Source organism: Streptomyces sp. NPDC040589 (assembly GCF_055594445.1).
The window spans coordinates 189,896-205,960 of record NZ_JBVIWP010000004.1; the positions used below are offsets into that span (position 1 = coordinate 189,896).

17 protein-coding genes are annotated in these 16,065 nt (G+C 70.7%); 6 read left to right on the forward strand and 11 right to left on the reverse strand.

Annotated elements, in window-relative coordinates; genetic code table 11:
• Positions 1–76: 76 nt before the first annotated feature.
• From rocD to ACZ58V_RS18780, 3 genes are all read right to left on the reverse strand, one after another.
• The gene (gene rocD, locus ACZ58V_RS18770; RefSeq protein WP_471290906.1) at positions 77–1,294 is read right to left on the reverse strand and encodes an ornithine--oxo-acid transaminase; all 1,218 of its coding nucleotides are present in this window, start codon (positions 1,292–1,294) and stop codon (positions 77–79) included.
• Positions 1,291–2,121, reverse strand: a complete 831-nt coding sequence (gene ddaH / locus ACZ58V_RS18775; protein WP_189724390.1) for a dimethylargininase — start codon at positions 2,119–2,121, stop codon at positions 1,291–1,293. The genes rocD and ddaH overlap by 4 nt, the downstream gene beginning before the upstream one ends.
• Positions 2,122–2,278: 157 nt before the next feature.
• On the reverse strand, positions 2,279–2,764 hold the full coding sequence (locus ACZ58V_RS18780) for an Lrp/AsnC family transcriptional regulator (protein WP_184599229.1): 486 nt from the start codon (positions 2,762–2,764) through the stop codon (positions 2,279–2,281).
• A 77-nt stretch (positions 2,765–2,841) separates the two neighbouring features.
• Between ACZ58V_RS18780 and ACZ58V_RS18785 the strand changes: the two genes are divergently transcribed.
• The 4 genes from ACZ58V_RS18785 to ACZ58V_RS18800 are packed head-to-tail and all read left to right on the forward strand — an operon-like array spanning position 2,842 to position 6,917.
• A complete protein-coding gene (locus ACZ58V_RS18785) occupies positions 2,842–3,591 on the forward strand; it encodes a LytR/AlgR family response regulator transcription factor (RefSeq protein WP_468188631.1) in 750 nt (249 codons plus the stop codon).
• 2 nt (positions 3,592–3,593) lie between these two features.
• Positions 3,594–3,989 carry a hypothetical protein gene (locus ACZ58V_RS18790; RefSeq protein WP_399016262.1) on the forward strand — a complete coding sequence of 132 codons (396 nt, stop codon included), beginning with the start codon at positions 3,594–3,596 and terminating at the stop codon, positions 3,987–3,989.
• Positions 3,990–3,999: 10 nt separating this feature from the next.
• A complete protein-coding gene (locus ACZ58V_RS18795) occupies positions 4,000–5,715 on the forward strand; it encodes a sodium/solute symporter (RefSeq protein WP_471290909.1) in 1,716 nt (571 codons plus the stop codon).
• Positions 5,712–6,917 carry a sensor histidine kinase gene (locus ACZ58V_RS18800; RefSeq protein WP_468188635.1) on the forward strand — a complete coding sequence of 402 codons (1,206 nt, stop codon included), beginning with the start codon at positions 5,712–5,714 and terminating at the stop codon, positions 6,915–6,917. Before ACZ58V_RS18795 ends, ACZ58V_RS18800 begins: the two co-directional genes overlap by 4 nt.
• Positions 6,918–6,921: 4 nt before the next feature.
• On the opposite strand, the gene ACZ58V_RS18805 is transcribed toward ACZ58V_RS18800, so the two are convergent.
• The 5 genes from ACZ58V_RS18805 to ACZ58V_RS18825 all read right to left on the reverse strand — a co-directional run bounded on the left by ACZ58V_RS18805 (position 6,922) and on the right by ACZ58V_RS18825 (position 11,509).
• Positions 6,922–7,101 (reverse strand): hypothetical protein, encoded by a 180-nt coding sequence (locus ACZ58V_RS18805; RefSeq protein WP_189724386.1) that lies wholly within the window; start codon positions 7,099–7,101, stop codon positions 6,922–6,924.
• An 80-nt stretch (positions 7,102–7,181) separates the two neighbouring features.
• Complete coding sequence (locus ACZ58V_RS18810; protein WP_471290911.1) at positions 7,182–8,132, reverse strand: cytochrome c oxidase assembly protein; 951 nt, start codon at positions 8,130–8,132, stop codon at positions 7,182–7,184.
• A 157-nt stretch (positions 8,133–8,289) separates the two neighbouring features.
• Positions 8,290–9,315: a 6-phosphofructokinase gene (locus tag ACZ58V_RS18815; protein ID WP_468188640.1), complete on the reverse strand. Its 1,026-nt coding sequence runs from the start codon at positions 9,313–9,315 to the stop codon at positions 8,290–8,292.
• Positions 9,316–9,518: 203 nt separating this feature from the next.
• A complete protein-coding gene (locus ACZ58V_RS18820) occupies positions 9,519–10,247 on the reverse strand; it encodes a type 1 glutamine amidotransferase (RefSeq protein ID WP_382824730.1) in 729 nt (242 codons plus the stop codon).
• 23 nt (positions 10,248–10,270) lie between these two features.
• Positions 10,271–11,509 carry a MurT ligase domain-containing protein gene (locus ACZ58V_RS18825; RefSeq protein ID WP_097215311.1) on the reverse strand — a complete coding sequence of 413 codons (1,239 nt, stop codon included), beginning with the start codon at positions 11,507–11,509 and terminating at the stop codon, positions 10,271–10,273.
• 159 nt (positions 11,510–11,668) lie between these two features.
• On the opposite strand from ACZ58V_RS18825, the gene def reads away from it, so the two are divergent.
• Positions 11,669–12,208, forward strand: coding sequence for a peptide deformylase (gene def, locus ACZ58V_RS18830; RefSeq protein ID WP_468188642.1), 540 nt, complete (start codon positions 11,669–11,671; stop codon positions 12,206–12,208).
• A gap of 70 nt (positions 12,209–12,278) precedes the next feature.
• On the opposite strand, the gene ACZ58V_RS18835 is transcribed toward def, so the two are convergent.
• Positions 12,279–12,923, reverse strand: coding sequence for a TetR/AcrR family transcriptional regulator (locus ACZ58V_RS18835; RefSeq protein WP_468188644.1), 645 nt, complete (start codon positions 12,921–12,923; stop codon positions 12,279–12,281).
• A gap of 175 nt (positions 12,924–13,098) precedes the next feature.
• Between ACZ58V_RS18835 and ACZ58V_RS18840 the strand changes: the two genes are divergently transcribed.
• The gene (locus tag ACZ58V_RS18840; RefSeq protein WP_471290915.1) at positions 13,099–14,325 is read left to right on the forward strand and encodes an acyl-CoA dehydrogenase family protein; all 1,227 of its coding nucleotides are present in this window, start codon (positions 13,099–13,101) and stop codon (positions 14,323–14,325) included.
• On the opposite strand, the gene ACZ58V_RS18845 is transcribed toward ACZ58V_RS18840, so the two are convergent.
• Positions 14,322–14,843 carry a cupin domain-containing protein gene (locus ACZ58V_RS18845; protein ID WP_468188648.1) on the reverse strand — a complete coding sequence of 174 codons (522 nt, stop codon included), beginning with the start codon at positions 14,841–14,843 and terminating at the stop codon, positions 14,322–14,324. The genes ACZ58V_RS18840 and ACZ58V_RS18845 overlap by 4 nt on opposite strands.
• Positions 14,844–14,850: 7 nt before the next feature.
• On the reverse strand, positions 14,851–16,065 hold the full coding sequence (locus ACZ58V_RS18850) for a cytochrome P450 (RefSeq protein ID WP_468188650.1): 1,215 nt from the start codon (positions 16,063–16,065) through the stop codon (positions 14,851–14,853).

The window sequence follows — 16,065 nt, forward strand, 5'->3', positions numbered from 1 at the left end:
ATCTTCACCCTTCCCGCCTACGGGGGCGGCTTGTGCAGGTCCGGTCGGGGCGGCCGCGGGCGGCAGGGGCGCTCCCTTACCCCAGCACCTTCTCCAGCGCGGCGAGCGCCCCGGCGAGTTCCTCGCCCGTGATCGTGAGCGGCGGTGCCAGGCGGATCGTGGAGCCGTGGGTGTCCTTGACCAGGACTCCCTCCCGCATGAGGCGTTCGCTGACCTCGCGTCCGGTCCCGAGGGCCGGGTCGATGTCGACACCCGCCCACAGGCCCCGCGAGCGGAAGGCGACGACGCCCTTGCCGACCATCTCGGTCAGGCCGTCCCGCAGGGTCGTGCCCAGCTCGGCCGCGCGACGCTGGAACTCGCCCGTCTCCAGCAGTTCGACCACCGCCGTGCCGACCGCGGCGGCCAGCGGGTTGCCGCCGAAGGTCGATCCGTGCTCGCCCGGCCGCAGCACCCCGAGGACCTCACGGCGCGCCACCACCGCCGACACCGGCACGATGCCACCGCCCAGCGCCTTCCCCAGCAGCACCATGTCCGGGACGACCGACTCGTGCTCCACCGCCAGCGTGTCGCCGGTACGGCCGAGCCCGGACTGGATCTCGTCGGCGATGAACAGGCATCCCTTCCGCCGGGTCAGCTCGCGCACGCCGGCCAGGTAGCCGTCGTCCGGGATGATGACCCCCGCCTCGCCCTGGATCGGCTCGATCAGCACCGCCGCCGTCGTCTCGTCGACCGCCGCCTCCAGCGCGGCCAGGTCGTTGTACGGCACGATCCGGAAGCCCGGCGTGAAGGGACCGAAGCCCTGCCGCGCCGTCTCGTCCGTGGAGAAGCTGACGATCGTCGTCGTACGGCCGTGGAAGTTGTCCGCGGCGACCACGATCGTCGCCCGGCCGTCCGGGACGCCCTTGACGTCGTAGGCCCACTTGCGGGCCACCTTCACGGCGCTCTCCACCGCCTCCGCGCCGGTGTTCATGGGCAGCACCATGTCCAGGCCCGTCAACGCGGCCAGCCGCTCGGCGAACTCGGCGAGCCGGTCGTTGTGGAAGGCGCGCGAGGTGAGGGTCAGCCGGTCGAGCTGGCGATGGGCCGCTCCGATCAGCGCCGGATGCCGGTGGCCGAAGTTGAGCGCCGAGTAGCCGGCCAGCAGGTCGAGGTAGCGCCGCCCCTCCACGTCCTCCACCCAGGTGCCCTCGGCGCGGGCGATGACCACGGGCAGCGGATGGTAGTTGTGGGCGAGGACCGGCTCCTCCGCGCGGATGAGTTCCTGCGAGTCACGGGTGCGGACAGGTGCGGTCATGAACGGATCTCCCGGATCTCCTGGGTGCAGCACTTGATGCCGCCACCGGCCTTGTGGAACTCGGACAGGTCGACGGGGACGGGGACGTAGCCACGGTCGGCGAGCTGCCCGGCCAGGGCCGTCGCCCCCGGTGAGATGAACACATGGCGCCCGTCGGAGACGGAGTTGAGCCCGAACGCCATCGCGTCCTCGCGGGTGGCGAGCACCGCGTCCGGGTACAGCCGGGCCAGCACCTCGCGGCTGCCCGGGGAGAACGCCTCGGGGTAGTAGACGATGTTCCCGTCGTGCCCCTCGTCGAGGACGAACAGCGCCGTGTCCAGGTGGTAGAAGTACGGGTCCACCAGCGTCAGGCTGATCACCGGCACCCCCAGGTACTCCTGCACCTCGCTGTGGGCCTCCCGGGTGGTACGGAAACCCGTCCCGGCCAGGATCCAGCGCCCGGCGGGCACCAGGTCGCCCTCGCCCTCGCACACCGACTCGGGGTGGTAGACGTCGTAGCCCTCCGACTTGAACCATGCCTCGTACGGCACGGACTCGGGACGGCGCTCGGGCGCGTGGAAGAGGGAGCCGAAGACGCGGCCGTCGACGACGACCGCCGCGTTCGCGGCGAAGACCATGTCGGGCAGGCCGGGAACCGGTTTCACAGTGTCCACGGTATGGCCGTGGACACGGTATGCGTCCACGAGTGCCTGCCATTGGTCCAGGGCGCGGATGACATCGACGGGTTCGTCGGGATGCATCCAGGGGTTGATCGCGTACAGCACGGCGAAGTGTCTGGGTTCGCAGACGAGGTAGCGCCGCCGGCGCGGCACACGGGAGTCGGGCACAGAGGGGTCCCTCCGCTTCCTAACGGTGTGTGACTGAGGGTTGACACCAAGGTAGGAAGTGACGGAGGCGGTCCACAAGAAACATCAGTTGCGTCTTCACGCAGGAACGCTGCGTCTTGAGGTAGCTCAGCGCACGTCTGATGCGCGACTTCCGGGGCTATTCCGGCGCGGGATGGCTGGCCCCCGCCTCCGGGCTCTCCGGTAGCAGATGGGACAGCACCATCACGCTGATCGTCTTCCGGATGAACGGCTCCTGGCGGATCCGCTCCAGCACCTCCTCGAAGTGCTCAACGTCCCGCGCCCGCACATGCAGCAACGCGTCCGCGCCGCCGGTCACGGTCATCGCAGCCGTGATCTCCGGGTAGTCCCGCACGACCTCCGCGAGCCGCCGCGGCGGGGCCGCGCCCTCGCAGTACACCTCGACGTAGGCCTCCGTGCGCCAGCCCAGCGCCGACGGCTTCACCGTGGCCGTGAAACCGGTGATCACACCCGTTTCGCGCAGCCGGTCGACCCGGCGTTTGACCGCCGTGGCCGACAGCCCGATCGCCGTGCCGATCTCGGCGAAGGATGTCCTGGCGTTCGCCATCAACGCCGTGATGATCTTCCGGTCGAGTTCGTCGAACGGCGTGGACCTGCTGTTCATGCGGGCACTGTATCCAGCGGGAACGCGCACCCCCAGCACATGTCCCCACGTACGGATCGCCCCTACACTCCGGGTTCATGCTGCGCGCCCTGGCTGTCGACGACGAACGCCCCTCGCTGGAGGAACTGCTCTACCTGCTGCAGGCGGACCCCCGCATCGGCAGCGCGGAGGGCGCCGGCGACGCGACCGAGGCGCTGCGCCGCATCAACCGAGCCCTGGAGTCCGGCCCCGGCGGCCCCGAGGCGATCGACGTCGTCTTCCTCGACATCCAGATGCCCGGCCTCGACGGCCTCGACCTGGCCCGGCTGCTCACCGGGTTCGCCCGGCCCCCGCTCGTCGTGTTCGTCACCGCCCACGAGGACTTCGCCGTCCAGGCCTTCGACCTCAAGGCCGTCGACTACGTCCTCAAGCCCGTCCGCAAGGAACGCCTCGCCGAGGCCGTCCGCCGCGCCGCCGAGCTGCGCGGCGCCGCCCCGCGCATACCCGTGCACGAACCCGACCCCGACCACCTGCCCGTCGAGCTCGGCGGTGTGACCCGCTTCGTCAGCGTCGACGACATCACCCACGTCGAGGCCCAGGGCGACTACGCCCGGCTGCACACCGGCAAGGGCAGCCATCTGGTCCGCATCCCGCTGTCCACCCTGGAGGAGCGCTGGCGCTCCCGCGGCTTCGTCCGCATCCACCGCCGCCACCTCGTCGCCCTGCGCCACATCGGCGAACTCCGCCTCGACGCGGGCACCGTCAGCGTCCTCGTCGGCTCCGAGGAACTCCAGGTCAGCCGACGCCACACGCGCGAACTGCGCGACCTGCTCATGAGGAGGCCGTGACAGTGCCCCAGGACCACACCGAACGCCGCGTCGTCGTCACCGCCCCGCCCCGCCGCACCGTCCCCCACGCTCGGCTCCGCTCGCGCGGGAGGTACCCCCAGGCCTCCGGCTACTACCGCCCGCGCACCGAGATCGACGAACAGACCACCCTCGGCCACACCTACGTCCGCTCCCTGATGCGCACCCAACTGCGCGCCGCCCTCACCGTGTTCGCGATCCTCGGCCTGCTCGTCGGCCCGCTGCCGCTGCTGTTCGCCGCGACGCCCGGCACCGGCCGCCTCGAATGGGCCGTCCTCGGCTTCGGCCTCTACGCCCCGCTCGTCCTGCTCGCCCGCTGGTACGTCCGCCGCGCCGAGCGCAACGAACGCGACTTCGTACGCCTTGTCGAAGACCGCTGAAGTCGCACCGATGAACTCCAGCTATGCCATACCCGCCGTCGCCCTGGTCGTCGTCGCGACGGTCCTGGTCGGCGCCTTCGGCCTGCGCATCTCCCGCACCACCTCCGACTTCTACGTCGCCTCCCGCACCGTCGGGCCCCGCCTCAACGCCGCCGCCATCAGCGGCGAGTACCTCTCCGCCGCCTCCTTCCTCGGCATAGCCGGCCTCGTCCTGGTCCAGGGCCCCGAGATGCTCTGGTACCCGGTCGGCTACACCGCCGGCTATCTGGTCCTGCTGCTCTTCGTCGCCGCCCCGCTGCGCCGCTCCGGCGCCTACACCCTGCCCGACTTCGCCGAGGCCCGCCTCGCCTCCCAGGCGGTACGGCGGCTGGCCGGTGCCTTCGTCGTCGGCGTCGGCTGGCTCTATCTGCTGCCCCAGCTCCAGGGCGCCGGACTGACCCTGACCGTGCTGACCGGGGCGCCCGACTGGCTCGGCGGAGTGATCGTCGCCGTCGTCGTGGCCGCCACCGTCGCCGCCGGCGGCATGCGCAGCATCACCTTCGTGCAGGCCTTCCAGTACTGGCTGAAGCTCACCGCCCTGCTCGTCCCCGCTCTCTTCCTGGTCCTCGCCTGGCAGCACGACGGAGCCCCGCGACACGCCTTCGACGAACCGGCCACCTTCCGCGAGCAGCGCGTCGTCCGCGTGGACGACAGCATCGCCCTCACGCTCGACCGGCCGCTGACCGTCACGGTGACCGGCACCGTGGACGGCCGGGCACACACCGACACCCGCCTCGAAATCCCCGCCGGCACCCACCGCATCGAACGCGGCACCCGGCTCACCTTCGCCGCGGGGGCGACCGTCCCCGCGGCCGAGCGCAGCGGCGGCGGCGACCTGTCGCCCTCGCAGGACGAGGGCCGCGGGGAACGCCCGCTGTACGCCACGTACGGGCTGATGCTCGCCACGTTCCTCGGCACCATGGGCCTGCCGCACGTCGTGGTCCGCTTCTACACCAGCCCGCACGGCGTCGCCGCCCGCCGCACCACCGTCGTGGTCCTCGGCCTGATCGGCGCCTTCTACCTCCTGCCACCCGTCTACGGCGCACTCGGCCGTCTCTACGCCCCGGAACTCACCCTCACCGGAGACCCGGACGCCGCCGTTCTGCTGCTGCCGGACCGCATGATCGGGGGAGTGGGCGGGGACCTGCTGGGCGCGCTGGTGGCGGGCGGTGCCTTCGCCGCGTTCCTGTCCACGGCCTCGGGGCTGACCATGGCGGTCGCGGGCGTCCTCACCCAGGACGTCCTGCCGTCCCGGGGCGTACGGCACTTCCGGCTCGGTACGGTCCTCGCCATGGCCGTGCCCCTCGCGGCGAGCGTCCTCGTCGGCGGGCTCCCGGTCGCCGACGCCGTCGGGCTCGCCTTCGCGGTGTCCGCCTCCTCGTTCTGCCCGCTGCTCGTCCTCGGCATCTGGTGGCGGCGGCTGACCCCGCCCGGCGCCGCCGCCGGGATGCTGGTGGGCGGCGGCTCCGCCCTGCTCGCCGTCGCCGCGACCATGGCGGGCTACCCGGGCAAGGGCGCGCTGCACGCCCTGCTCGCCTGGCCCGCCCTGTGGTCGGTGCCGCTGAGCTTCCTCACCATGATTCTGGTCTCCCTGGCGACCCCCGGCCGGGTGCCCCCGGGCACGGCGGCCGTCCTGGCCCGCTTCCACCTGCCCGAGGAACTGCGCACGGAGGTGAAGACGCCATGAGCGGATTCCTCGCGGGTCTGTGCGTCGCCGTGCTCCCGGTGCTGGCCGCCGGTATCTGGCTGGGCCGGCGCACCGCACGCGCCAAGAGCCTCGGCGGCCTCGGCACCCCCGTCGAGCACGCCACCTTCGAGACCCTGCACACCGCCTCCCTCGCCGCGCCCCCGCTGCGGGCCGGCCTGACCGAGGAGACCGCCCGCAAGTCCGCCCGCAAGCTGCGCTCCCTGCTCGGCACGGACGCCCTCTGCCTCACGGACCGCGACCAGGTCCTGGTCTGGGACGGCGACGGCGCCCACCACCGCACCGAGATCATGGAACGCCTCGCGGGCGCCCTGGACACCGGGCGCGGCGAGGCCTTCCGGCTCACCTGCGACATCCTCGACTGCTCGGTGCGCTGGGCGGTCGTCGCCCCGTTCACCGTCGACGACCGCGTGCACGGCGCCCTCGTCGCCTGCGCGCCCCGCGAGTCGGCGGTCCTGGTCCGGGCGGCCGGCGAGGTGGCCCGCTGGGTGTCCGTCCAACTGGAGCTGGCCGACCTCGACCAGTCCCGCACCCGTCTCATCGAGGCCGAGATCAAGGCGCTGCGGGCCCAGATCTCCCCGCACTTCATCTTCAACTCGCTCGCGGTGATCGCCTCGTTCGTCCGCACCGACCCCGAGCGCGCCCGCGAACTGCTGCTGGAATTCGCCGACTTCACCCGCTACTCGTTCCGCAGGCACGGCGACTTCACCGCCCTCGCCGACGAACTCCACGCCATCGACCACTATCTGGCGCTCGTACGGGCACGCTTCGGCGACCGCCTCTCCGTCACCCTCCAGATCGCCCCGGAGGTGCTGCCCGTCGCCCTGCCCTTCCTCTGCCTCCAGCCGCTCGTCGAGAACGCCGTCAAACACGGCCTGGAGGGCAAAGCCGACAAATGCCGCATCCAGATCACCGCCCAGGACGCGGGCGCCGAGGCGCTCGTCGTCATCGAGGACGACGGCGCCGGCATGGACCCCGACCTGCTGGGCCGCATCCTCGCCCGCGAGGTCAGCCCCTCGGGCGGCATAGGGCTCTCCAACGTCGACGACCGGCTCCGCCAGGTCTACGGCGACGACTACGGCCTCGTCATCGAGACCGCCACGGGCGCGGGCATGAAGATCACCGTCCGGATCCCGAAGTACCAGCCGGGCGTGCACTCGGCGGGCCGGCTGACCCGGGAGTGAGCCCTCAGGTGCTGCGTGTGGTCACCACCAGCCCGAGGGTGATCAGTCCCAGGACGACCCAGCCGAACCACAGCCAGCCGTTGCTTCCGAGCGCCACCGTGTAGGCCGTCACCACGACGAGGCCACCGAGGGTGAGCACTCCCATGGTCTTGGTCGAGTTTGAACCGTTCGTGGAACCGGGCATCGCAACACCCTCCTCGTGGTCCGATGCCTCCATGGTGCCTGGTGGACGCCCGGCGCGCACGGTCCTTACGAGAGCCGGCCTCAGCGCTCCTGCGTGTTCAACGAGGCCAGATAGGCGTTGTACGCCTCAAGTTCCTTGTCTCCGTCGCGGTCGGCGGCCCGGTCCTTGCGCCTGGCCTGGCGCTGGTCGGACGCGTACCACTGGAACAGCAGGGCGATCAGCACCAGCACGGACGGGATCTCACTGAACGCCCAGGCGATGCCACCCGCCGCGTTCTGGTCGGAGAGCGCCTCGATGCCGAGCGAGGCGGGCGGGTTCTCGAACGTCCCGACCATCGGCTCGGACGCCATCATCAGCGCGATCCCGAAGAAGGCGTGGAACGGCATGCCCGCGAACAGCTCCAGCATCCGCATCAGGTAGCCGGGGCGGTGCGGCCCCGGGTCCACGCCCATGATCGGCCAGAAGAACACCAGGCCGACGGCGAAGAAGTGCACCATCATCGCGATGTGCCCCGGCTTGGAGCCCATCAGGGTGTCGAAGAGCGACGTGAAGTACAGCCCGTACAGGCTCGCGATGAACAGCGGGATCGTGAACGCCGGGTGCGTGATGATCCGCATGTACCGGCTGTGCAGGAACATCAGCAGCAGCTCGCGGGGCCCCTTACGGCCCCGCCCCGCCGTGGGCAGGGCGCGCAGCGCCAGCGTGATCGGGGCGCCGAGCAGGACGAGGATCGGCGACACCATGCTGATCACCATGTGCTGCACCATGTGCACGCTGAACATGACCATGCCGTAGTCGTTCAGCCGGGTGCACATCATGAGCGCGATGGTCAGCACACCGATGACGAAGGCGACCGTCCGCCCCACGGGCCACTTGTCCCCGCGCCGCACCAGTCGCACGACACCCCACCCGTACAGCCCCAGACCGAGCAGGCAGGCGACGAGAAAGAACGGGTCCGCCGACCACTCCAGCCCTCGCCCCAGCGTGAACGGCGGCAGATCCATGGTCATGCCGTGCCCGCTGTGATCCATTCCGCCGGCTCCTGTTTCGTGGGGGTGTGCAGCAATCTGTCCGCCCCAAGACTAGAACCGCCCCCGGCCACACAAGTGACCGGGGGGCAAGGTTCAGGGGCGCGGGGAACTGCGCGAGCAACCACAAACGATTCGCACCCGGCCTGATACGGCAACCTCAGAGAACACACTCCGCCTCGTCGTACCGATCCTCCGGCACGGTCTTCAGCGTCTTCACGGCCTCGGCCAACGACACCATCACTATGTCGGTCCCGCGCAGCGCGGTCATCTGCCCGAACTCCCCCCGGTGCACCGCCTCGACCGCATGCCACCCGAACCGCGTGGCCAGCACCCGGTCGTAGGCCGTCGGCGTCCCACCGCGCTGCACATGCCCGAGAATGACAGGCCGGGCTTCCTTCCCCAGCCGCCCCTCCAGCTCCACGGACAGCTGCCGCGCGATCCCGGCGAACCGCTCGTGCCCGTAGATGTCCTTGCCGCCCTCGTCGAACTCCATGGTCCCGGCCCGGGGCTTCGCCCCCTCCGCCGCCACGACGATCGCGAAGCGCTTGCCGGCCTCGAACCGCTCGCCGACCCGCCGGGTCAGTTCCTCTATGTCGAAGGGCCGTTCGGGGACGACGATGGCGTGCGCGCCGGCCGCCATGCCGGAGTGCAGCGCGATCCAGCCGGTGTGCCGCCCCATGACCTCGACGACCAGGACCCGCTGGTGTGACTCGGCGGTGGTCTTCAGCCGGTCCAGGGCCTCGGTCGCCACCCCTACGGCCGTGTCGAAGCCGAAGGTGACGTCCGTGACCGCGATGTCGTTGTCGATGGTCTTCGGCACACCCACGACGGGCAGGCCGCTGTCCGACATCAGCCGGGCGGCCTTGAGCGTGCCCTCACCGCCGATGGGGATGATCGCGTCGAGGCCGAGCTCCTCGACATGGCCCTTGGCCCGCTCCACACCGTCCCGCAGATGGGAGGGCTGGACGCGGGAGGACCCGAGAATCGTGCCGCCGCGGGCGAGGATGCCACCCACCGCGTCGAGGTCGAGCTTGAGGTAGTCGCACTCCAGGAGGCCCTTCCAGCCGTCCCGGAAGCCGATGACCTCGTCGCCGTGGTCCACGACGGCGCGGTGTACGACGGACCGGATGACGGCGTTCAGGCCGGGGCAGTCGCCGCCGGACGTGAGGACACCAATACGCATAGCCCGAAATACCTTCTCAACGTGGGCCGGGGACCGGACCACGTTGTCCGGCTCGAATTCCCGCCACCCTAGCGTCAGGAAGGGGCGGGACCGAACCGCGCGTCCGCCTGCTGGACTACCCCGCTCACCTGTGCGGATGTGCCGTCAGACGGGCTGTTGACCAGCAGGTTGACGCGTACCTCGGGCAGGCTGCGAAGCAGTGCCTACGCAGGCTGCTGAGCAGCCGCGATGCGCTCGTCGCGCAGTGCCTCGTACCAGCGGTCGTCGGTCGGCGGCAGCGCGTTGACGTCGAGCGCCAGCTTCAGCAGCAGATCCGCGATCAGCGGGTTGCGCGCGAGCACGGGGCCGTGCATGTACGTGCCGAAGACGGTGTCGTTGTACGCGCCCTCCGTGCCGTCGCCCGTGCCGTTGCCGTTGCCGAAGCGCACCTGGGCGAGCGGGCGGGCGGTGGGGCCCAGGTGGGTCACGCCCTGGTGGTTCTCGAAACCGGTCAGCGGGGGCAGGCCGAGGCGCGGGTCGACGTCGCCCAGCACGTCACCGACGCACCGCTCGCCCTCGCCGCGCACCGACACCACGTCCAGCAGCCCGAGGCCGGGCTCGCGCTGGCCGAGGTCGTTGATGAACTCGTGGCCGAGGATCTGGTAGCCGGCGCACACGGAGAACACGATGGCGCCGTTCTCCACGGCCCGCTGCAGACCGCCGTCCCGGCGCAGCCGCTCGGCCGCGAGCCGCTGCGGACGGTCCTCGCCGCCGCCGATCAGGTAGATGTCGCCGGAGGTCGGGATCGGCTGGTCGCTGCGCACGTCCAGCCGGGCCACGTCCAGGCCGCGCTGGTGGGCCCGGCGCTCCACGACGAGGACGTTGCCCTGGTCGCCGTAGGTGCTGAGCAGGTCGGGATAGATCCAGACGACCCGCAGTTGGTTGTCGCTCACAAAAGTCCCCTGACGTCTCGTGCTCAGTTGCCGACGCGGCGGCGCAGATCCTGGAACGCCGTGTAGTTGGCGATGACCTCGATCCGGCCCGGCGGGCACGCCGCCACGGCCTGGTCGAGGTTCTCGTAGACCTGGAAGTGCTGGTCGGCGACCTCCAGCCGGACCGCGAGGTCCAGCCTCCGGTCGCCGACGACGCAGATCGGGTGACCGGTCAGCCGCGTGTAGTCGACGTCCCACAGCCAGGAGGTGTCGGTGCCGTCCGCGCCGCGCGCGTTCACGGAGAGGATCACCGGGGTCGGCGGCGGGTCGATCAGCGAGAACGTCTCCAGCCAGCCGGCCGGGTTCTTCGCCAGCAGGAGCCGGAGGTCGCGGCCCTGGAACTGGACGATGTCGTACCGCCCGGCCACCGCCTGCACCTGGTACATGCGCTCCAGCGCGACCTGCGGCGGCACCCCGAACACGGCGGCGACGGCGGCCGAGGAGGCGGCGTTGGCCTTGTTGGCGCGACCGGGCAGCTGGAGGTGGATCGGCCAGGCCGAGCCGTGCGGGTCGAGGACGTGGTCGCCGGACAGCGCCCAGCTCGGCGTCGGACGGCGGAAGCCGCACTCACCGCAGAACCAGTCGTCGCCCGGGCGCTGCATCACGCCACCGCACGACGGGCAGGACCAGGCGTCGTCCTTCCACATCTGCCCGGCGGCGACCCAGATCACATTGGGGGAGGAGGACGCCGCCCACACCACCAGCGGGTCGTCGCAGTTGGCCACGACCACGGCCTTGGAACCCGCGAGTCCCTCCCGCCAGTTCTCGGCGAGCATCCGGGTCTCGGCGGCCCGGTCGAGCTGGTCGCGGGAGAGGTTCAGCAGGGCGATGCACTTCGGGGCGGTGTCCCGGGCGACACCGGCGAGATACTTCTCGTCGACCTCGATCACGCCGTACCGGGCGTCCGAGCTGCCCGCGAGCGCCGAGGTGATGCCGGCCGGCATGTTGGCGCCGAGGGCGTTCGAGACGACCGGTCCGGCCGCCCGCAGTGCCTCGGCGATGAGCCGGGTGGTGGTGGTCTTGCCGTTCGTCGCCGAGACCAGGATCACGTCCAGGTTCTGCGCGAGCCGGGCGAGGAGGTCGGGGTCGAGTTTCAGCGCCACCCGGCCGCCGATCACCGAACCGCTGCCGCGCCCTGCGGCGCGGGATGCCGCTGCGACCGCCTTGCCCGCGGTCACGGCCAGCTTGGCCCGCGGCGAGAGCGGGTCCGAGTTGCCTGCCATCAGTTCTCGATCCTCCTTGCGTACGCGCCGCGCCTTGAAGCCTGACGGCCACGTGGTGTGGACCTCAGCCTATCGAGATCCATTAGCACTCCCGAACCGCGGCACTGTGGCGAACTCGTGTGGAAGGCGCGGACCGACAAGGACCTTACTCTTGCCGCCATGCGACACAGCCCCATCCCCGGCGCCCACGGCCGCGTGAGACCCCTCACGCTGCACGGCGACCCGCTCCTGCACACCCCCTGCGCGGAGGTCACCGACTTCGGCCCCGAACTGGCCCGGCTCGTCGAGGATTTGTTCGCGACCATGTACGCCGCCCAGGGCGTCGGCCTCGCCGCCAACCAGATCGGCGAGTCGCTGCGGGTCTTCGTCTGGGACTGCCCGGACGACGAGGACGTCCGCCACCTGGGCCACGTGGTCAACCCGCGCCTGGTCGAGGCGGACGGAGTGGTCGTCCGGGGCCCGGAGGGCTGCCTGTCCCTGCCGGGCCTGGAAGCGGGCACGGAACGCCACGACCACGCGGTGGTCGAGGGCTTCACGGTGACCGGAGACCCGGTCACCGTCCACGGCACGGGTTTCTTCGCCCGCTGTCTGCAGCACGAGTGCGACCACGTGGAGGGCCGCGTCTACGCGGACCATCTCAAGGGCTGGCGCCACCGCAAACTGATGCGACAAGTGGCCCGGGCTTCTTGGAACGCCTGAGTGTCGTTGCCCCAGGGGTGCGGGGAACTGCGCGAACAACCCCCACCGGCCCGCGCGCGACGAACGACGGTCAGAATCCCGGACCGCCCACCCGATCCCCCGCAGCCGCAAGGCGACCCCACAACAGGTCCGCCAGACTCCGCACCAACTCGGCACGAGAACAGGGCCGTTCTCCGAGCCACCAGTCCCCGGCCGCGTGCATCATGCCGACGATCCCATGCCCCCACACCCGCGCCAGCTGCTGCCCGCCCGGCCCGAGATCCAGCCGGTCCTCGATGACCTGCGCGAGTTCCTCACCCATCCGCCGCAACAACGGCGCACTGTGCTTGCCGACGTCGAATCCCGGATCGCCCGGCTGGCTCCCCTCCGCCGGATGCATCAGAAACCGGTACACCTGAGGCCGCAGCTCGATCGCCGTGAGGTACGTGTCCAGCGTCGCCTCGACCCGCTCCCGCCGGTCCGCCGGCGCGTCGAGCGCCGCTCGCAGTGAGTCCAGCAACGCGTCCGTGTGCCGCTTGGCAAGGGCCGCGTAAAGTCCGCCCTTGTCACCGAAGTGCCGGTACAGAATCGGCTTGGTGATGCCCGCCTCCGCGGCGATCGCGTTCATCGAGGCCTGCGGGCCGTCGCGCAGCACCACCCGGTCGGCGGCCTCCAGCAGCTCGCGCCGCCGGCGGTCGGCGGACCGTTGCTGATCGGTCCGCTGCGTGGTGTCCATGTGCTCTCCCCACCCGTGCTGTTTCGATGACGCCAGCGCAAACTAACACCCAAGCATGCACCGGACATCGAACGGGTGCCGACCGGTCGGTAGGAGTTGACTTCGACTACCCACCGGTAACAGGATGGTGTTACCGCAAGTAACATGCACGTGTGCCGCCGCTGGAGGGGACGACATGGCCGAGTTCACCATGGAGCTCAACGACGAACAGAAGGAGGTCCGGGACTGGCTGCACGGCTTCGCCGCCGATGTGATCCGACCCGCGGCCGCCGAATGGGACGAGCGTGAGGAGACTCCCTGGCCGGTCATCCAGGAGGCCGCCAAGGTCGGCATCTACTCCCTGGACTTCTACGCCCAGCAGTACTTCGACCCCACCGGCCTCGGTATCCCCATGGCGATGGAGGAACTCTTCTGGGGCGACGCGGGCATAGCCCTGTCCATCGTCGGCACCGGTCTCGCCGCCGTCGGCGTCCTCGCCAACGGCACCGAGGAGCAGATCGGCACCTGGATCCCCCAGATGTACGGCGACGCGAGCGATGTCAAGGTCGCCGCCTTCTGCTCCTCCGAGCCCGACGCCGGCTCCGACGTGGCCTCCATGCGTACGCGGGCCGTGTACGACGAGGCCAAGGACGAGTGGGTGATCAACGGCACCAAGACCTGGGCGACCAACGGCGGCATCGCCAACGTCCATGTCGTGGTCGCGGTGGTCGACCCGGAGCTCGGCTCCAAGGGGCACGCGTCCTTCATCGTCCCGGCGGGCACACCGGGACTGGCCCAGGGGCAGAAGTTCAAGAAGCACGGCATCCGTGCCTCGCACACCGCCGAGGTCATCCTGGACAACGTGCGGGTTCCCGGCTCCTGCCTGCTCGGCGGCAAGGAGAAGCTGGACGAACGCCTCGCCCGCGCCCGGGAGAGGGCCAAGCAGGGCGGGGAGCGCGTGAAGAACGCGGCGATGGCCACGTTCGAGGCTTCTCGCCCCGCGGTCGGGGCCATGGCGGTCGGTACCGCCCGGGCCGCGTACGAGGTCGCGTTGGACTACGCGAAGACGCGCGAGCAGTTCGGCCGGCCGATCATCGACAACCAGGGTGTGGCGTTCCAGCTCGCCGACATGCGGACGTCCATCGACGCGGCCCGGCTCCTCGTCTGGCGCGCCTCCTGGATGGCGGTCAACGGCAAGCCCTTCACCGCCGCCGAGGGCTCGATGTCCAAGCTGTTCGCGAGCGAGACGGCCAAGCAGGTCACCGGCCAGGCGATCCAGATCCTGGGCGGCAACGGCTACACCAGGGAGTACCCGGTGGAGCGGATGCACCGCGATGCCGCGATCTACACCATCTTCGAGGGCACGAGCGAGATCCAGCGCCTGGTCATCGCCCGGACCCTGGCCGGCACGCCCATCCGCTAACGGTGTCTGAGCGGCGTCAGCTGCTCGATGTCGTACCTCGCCCGTAGCTCCTGGATCGCCGCATGATCGGGCGGCCCCCCGCTGCCCAGGATCTCCAGCAGTTCCTCGAAGTACCGCTCGTGATCCGGCGGCGGGCTCGCCTGGAAGAACATCTTCGCGGGTTCGTCCGTCGGGTTGGCGAACGCGTGCGGGCAGCCCGGGGGTACGACGATCACCGTTCCCGGCGTCGCGCGCACCACCCGGTTGCCCGAAGTGGACTCCCACTTCTGCCAGGTGTCGGGGGTGCGGATGCGCGGTTCGAAGGCGAGGACGTCCAGCTCGCCCTCGAGTACGTAGAACAACTCCTCGCTGCGGGTGTGCACATGGGCGCCGACGTCGAAGCCCGGCGGCACGACCACCTCGAAGGTGGAGGCCATGCGCGAGTGCGAGCCGGTCACCTTGAACGTGACGTGCTGGGCAGGAGCCTGTACCACCCGGCCGTGGCCGGGTGGTACGAGCAGTCCTTCCGTCGTCGTCATCGCCCGCTCACCACGTCACGGGCAGGGCCTCGGGCCCGCGGATCAGCGCGCCCTTCCTGAACGGCACCTCTTCGGCGGGTACGGCGAGCCGCAGGCCGGGAACGCCGTCGAGGAGCGCGTCGACCAGGAGTTCCGACTCCAGCCGGGCCAGCATGCCGCCCGGGCAGTAGTGCGGCCCGAACCCGAAGGACACATGCGGGTTGGGGCTGCGCAGGAAGTCGATCGTCTCCGGGTCCGGGAAGACCTCCGGGTCACGGTTCGCGGCCAGGTACGACACGTAGATCGCGTCGCCCGCCCGGATCCGCACCCCCCTGATCTCCACGTCCTCCAGGGCGATCCGCGACAGGCCGACCGCGTTGCGGTGGGGGATCCAGCGCAGCAGTTCGTCGATGGCCTGGGGGCGAATCTCCGGCTCGGCGCGCAGCCGGTCGGCCAGGTCGGGCCGGGTCAGCAGGACGTAGAACATCTGGCCGCTGTTGTTGGTGACCGCCTCGCCGCCGATCTGGAGGAGCACCGCGAGTCCCACCCCCTCCTCCAGGGTGATCTCGCCACGGCCCAGGGCGGCACCGAGCAGGGACGCGACGTCCTCGCCCGTGCTGCCCTCGCGCACACCGATCAGATCGGCGAAGTAGGAGCTCATCTCCTGCTTGGCCTTCTCACTGACCTCGGCGCCGTGCGAGGAGGACAGGATGAACTGGGTCCAGCGGTGCATGTCCTGCCGGTCGGCGGCCGGGACGCCCATCAGCTCGCAGATGACCGCGATGGGAAACGGGCTGAGCAGGGCCTCCGTGAGGTCGGCGGGCGGGCCGTCCTGGAGCATCTCCTCGACCAGTTCAGCCAGCATGCGGCGGGACCGCTCGCGTACCCGCTCCACCCCGCGCGCCGTGAACGCGGCGGCGACACTGCGGCGCAGCCGGGTGTGGTCCGGCGGATCGAGGAAGCCGACCGCGCCACGGGACGGGATGAAGTGCGGCGCGAGCCGGGTGACCTGCCGGTCCATGACAGCCTCGCGGCTGAAGCGCGGGTCGTTGGTCACCATCCGGGTGTCGTCGTAGCGGGTGACCAGCCAGGCCCAGCCGTCGCCGTTGGGCAGCTTGATACGGGTGACGGGGCCCTCGTCCATCAGCTTCCGCAGGACCGGGTCGAAGTCCGTGCCGGACAGGTCGAGCGCGGGCCAGTCGCGGACCGGGGGCAGCGTTTCGGTGATCGTCTCTTCGCTCAT

Coding starts and splice junctions, on each gene's coding strand:
- rocD (WP_471290906.1), bottom strand. CDS start 1,294: ATGACCGCACCTGTCCGCACCCGTGACTCGCAGGAACTCATCCGCGCG.
- ACZ58V_RS18780 (WP_184599229.1), bottom strand. CDS start 2,764: ATGAACAGCAGGTCCACGCCGTTCGACGAACTCGACCGGAAGATCATC.
- ACZ58V_RS18785 (WP_468188631.1), top strand. CDS start 2,842: ATGCTGCGCGCCCTGGCTGTCGACGACGAACGCCCCTCGCTGGAGGAA.
- ACZ58V_RS18795 (WP_471290909.1), top strand. CDS start 4,000: ATGAACTCCAGCTATGCCATACCCGCCGTCGCCCTGGTCGTCGTCGCG.
- ACZ58V_RS18800 (WP_468188635.1), top strand. CDS start 5,712: ATGAGCGGATTCCTCGCGGGTCTGTGCGTCGCCGTGCTCCCGGTGCTG.
- ACZ58V_RS18805 (WP_189724386.1), bottom strand. CDS start 7,101: ATGCCCGGTTCCACGAACGGTTCAAACTCGACCAAGACCATGGGAGTG.
- ACZ58V_RS18810 (WP_471290911.1), bottom strand. CDS start 8,132: ATGGATCACAGCGGGCACGGCATGACCATGGATCTGCCGCCGTTCACG.
- ACZ58V_RS18815 (WP_468188640.1), bottom strand. CDS start 9,315: ATGCGTATTGGTGTCCTCACGTCCGGCGGCGACTGCCCCGGCCTGAAC.
- ACZ58V_RS18825 (WP_097215311.1), bottom strand. CDS start 11,509: ATGGCAGGCAACTCGGACCCGCTCTCGCCGCGGGCCAAGCTGGCCGTG.
- def (WP_468188642.1), top strand. CDS start 11,669: ATGCGACACAGCCCCATCCCCGGCGCCCACGGCCGCGTGAGACCCCTC.
- ACZ58V_RS18835 (WP_468188644.1), bottom strand. CDS start 12,923: ATGGACACCACGCAGCGGACCGATCAGCAACGGTCCGCCGACCGCCGG.
- ACZ58V_RS18840 (WP_471290915.1), top strand. CDS start 13,099: ATGGCCGAGTTCACCATGGAGCTCAACGACGAACAGAAGGAGGTCCGG.
- ACZ58V_RS18845 (WP_468188648.1), bottom strand. CDS start 14,843: ATGACGACGACGGAAGGACTGCTCGTACCACCCGGCCACGGCCGGGTG.
- ACZ58V_RS18850 (WP_468188650.1), bottom strand. CDS start 16,065: ATGAGCGAAGAGACGATCACCGAAACGCTGCCCCCGGTCCGCGACTGG.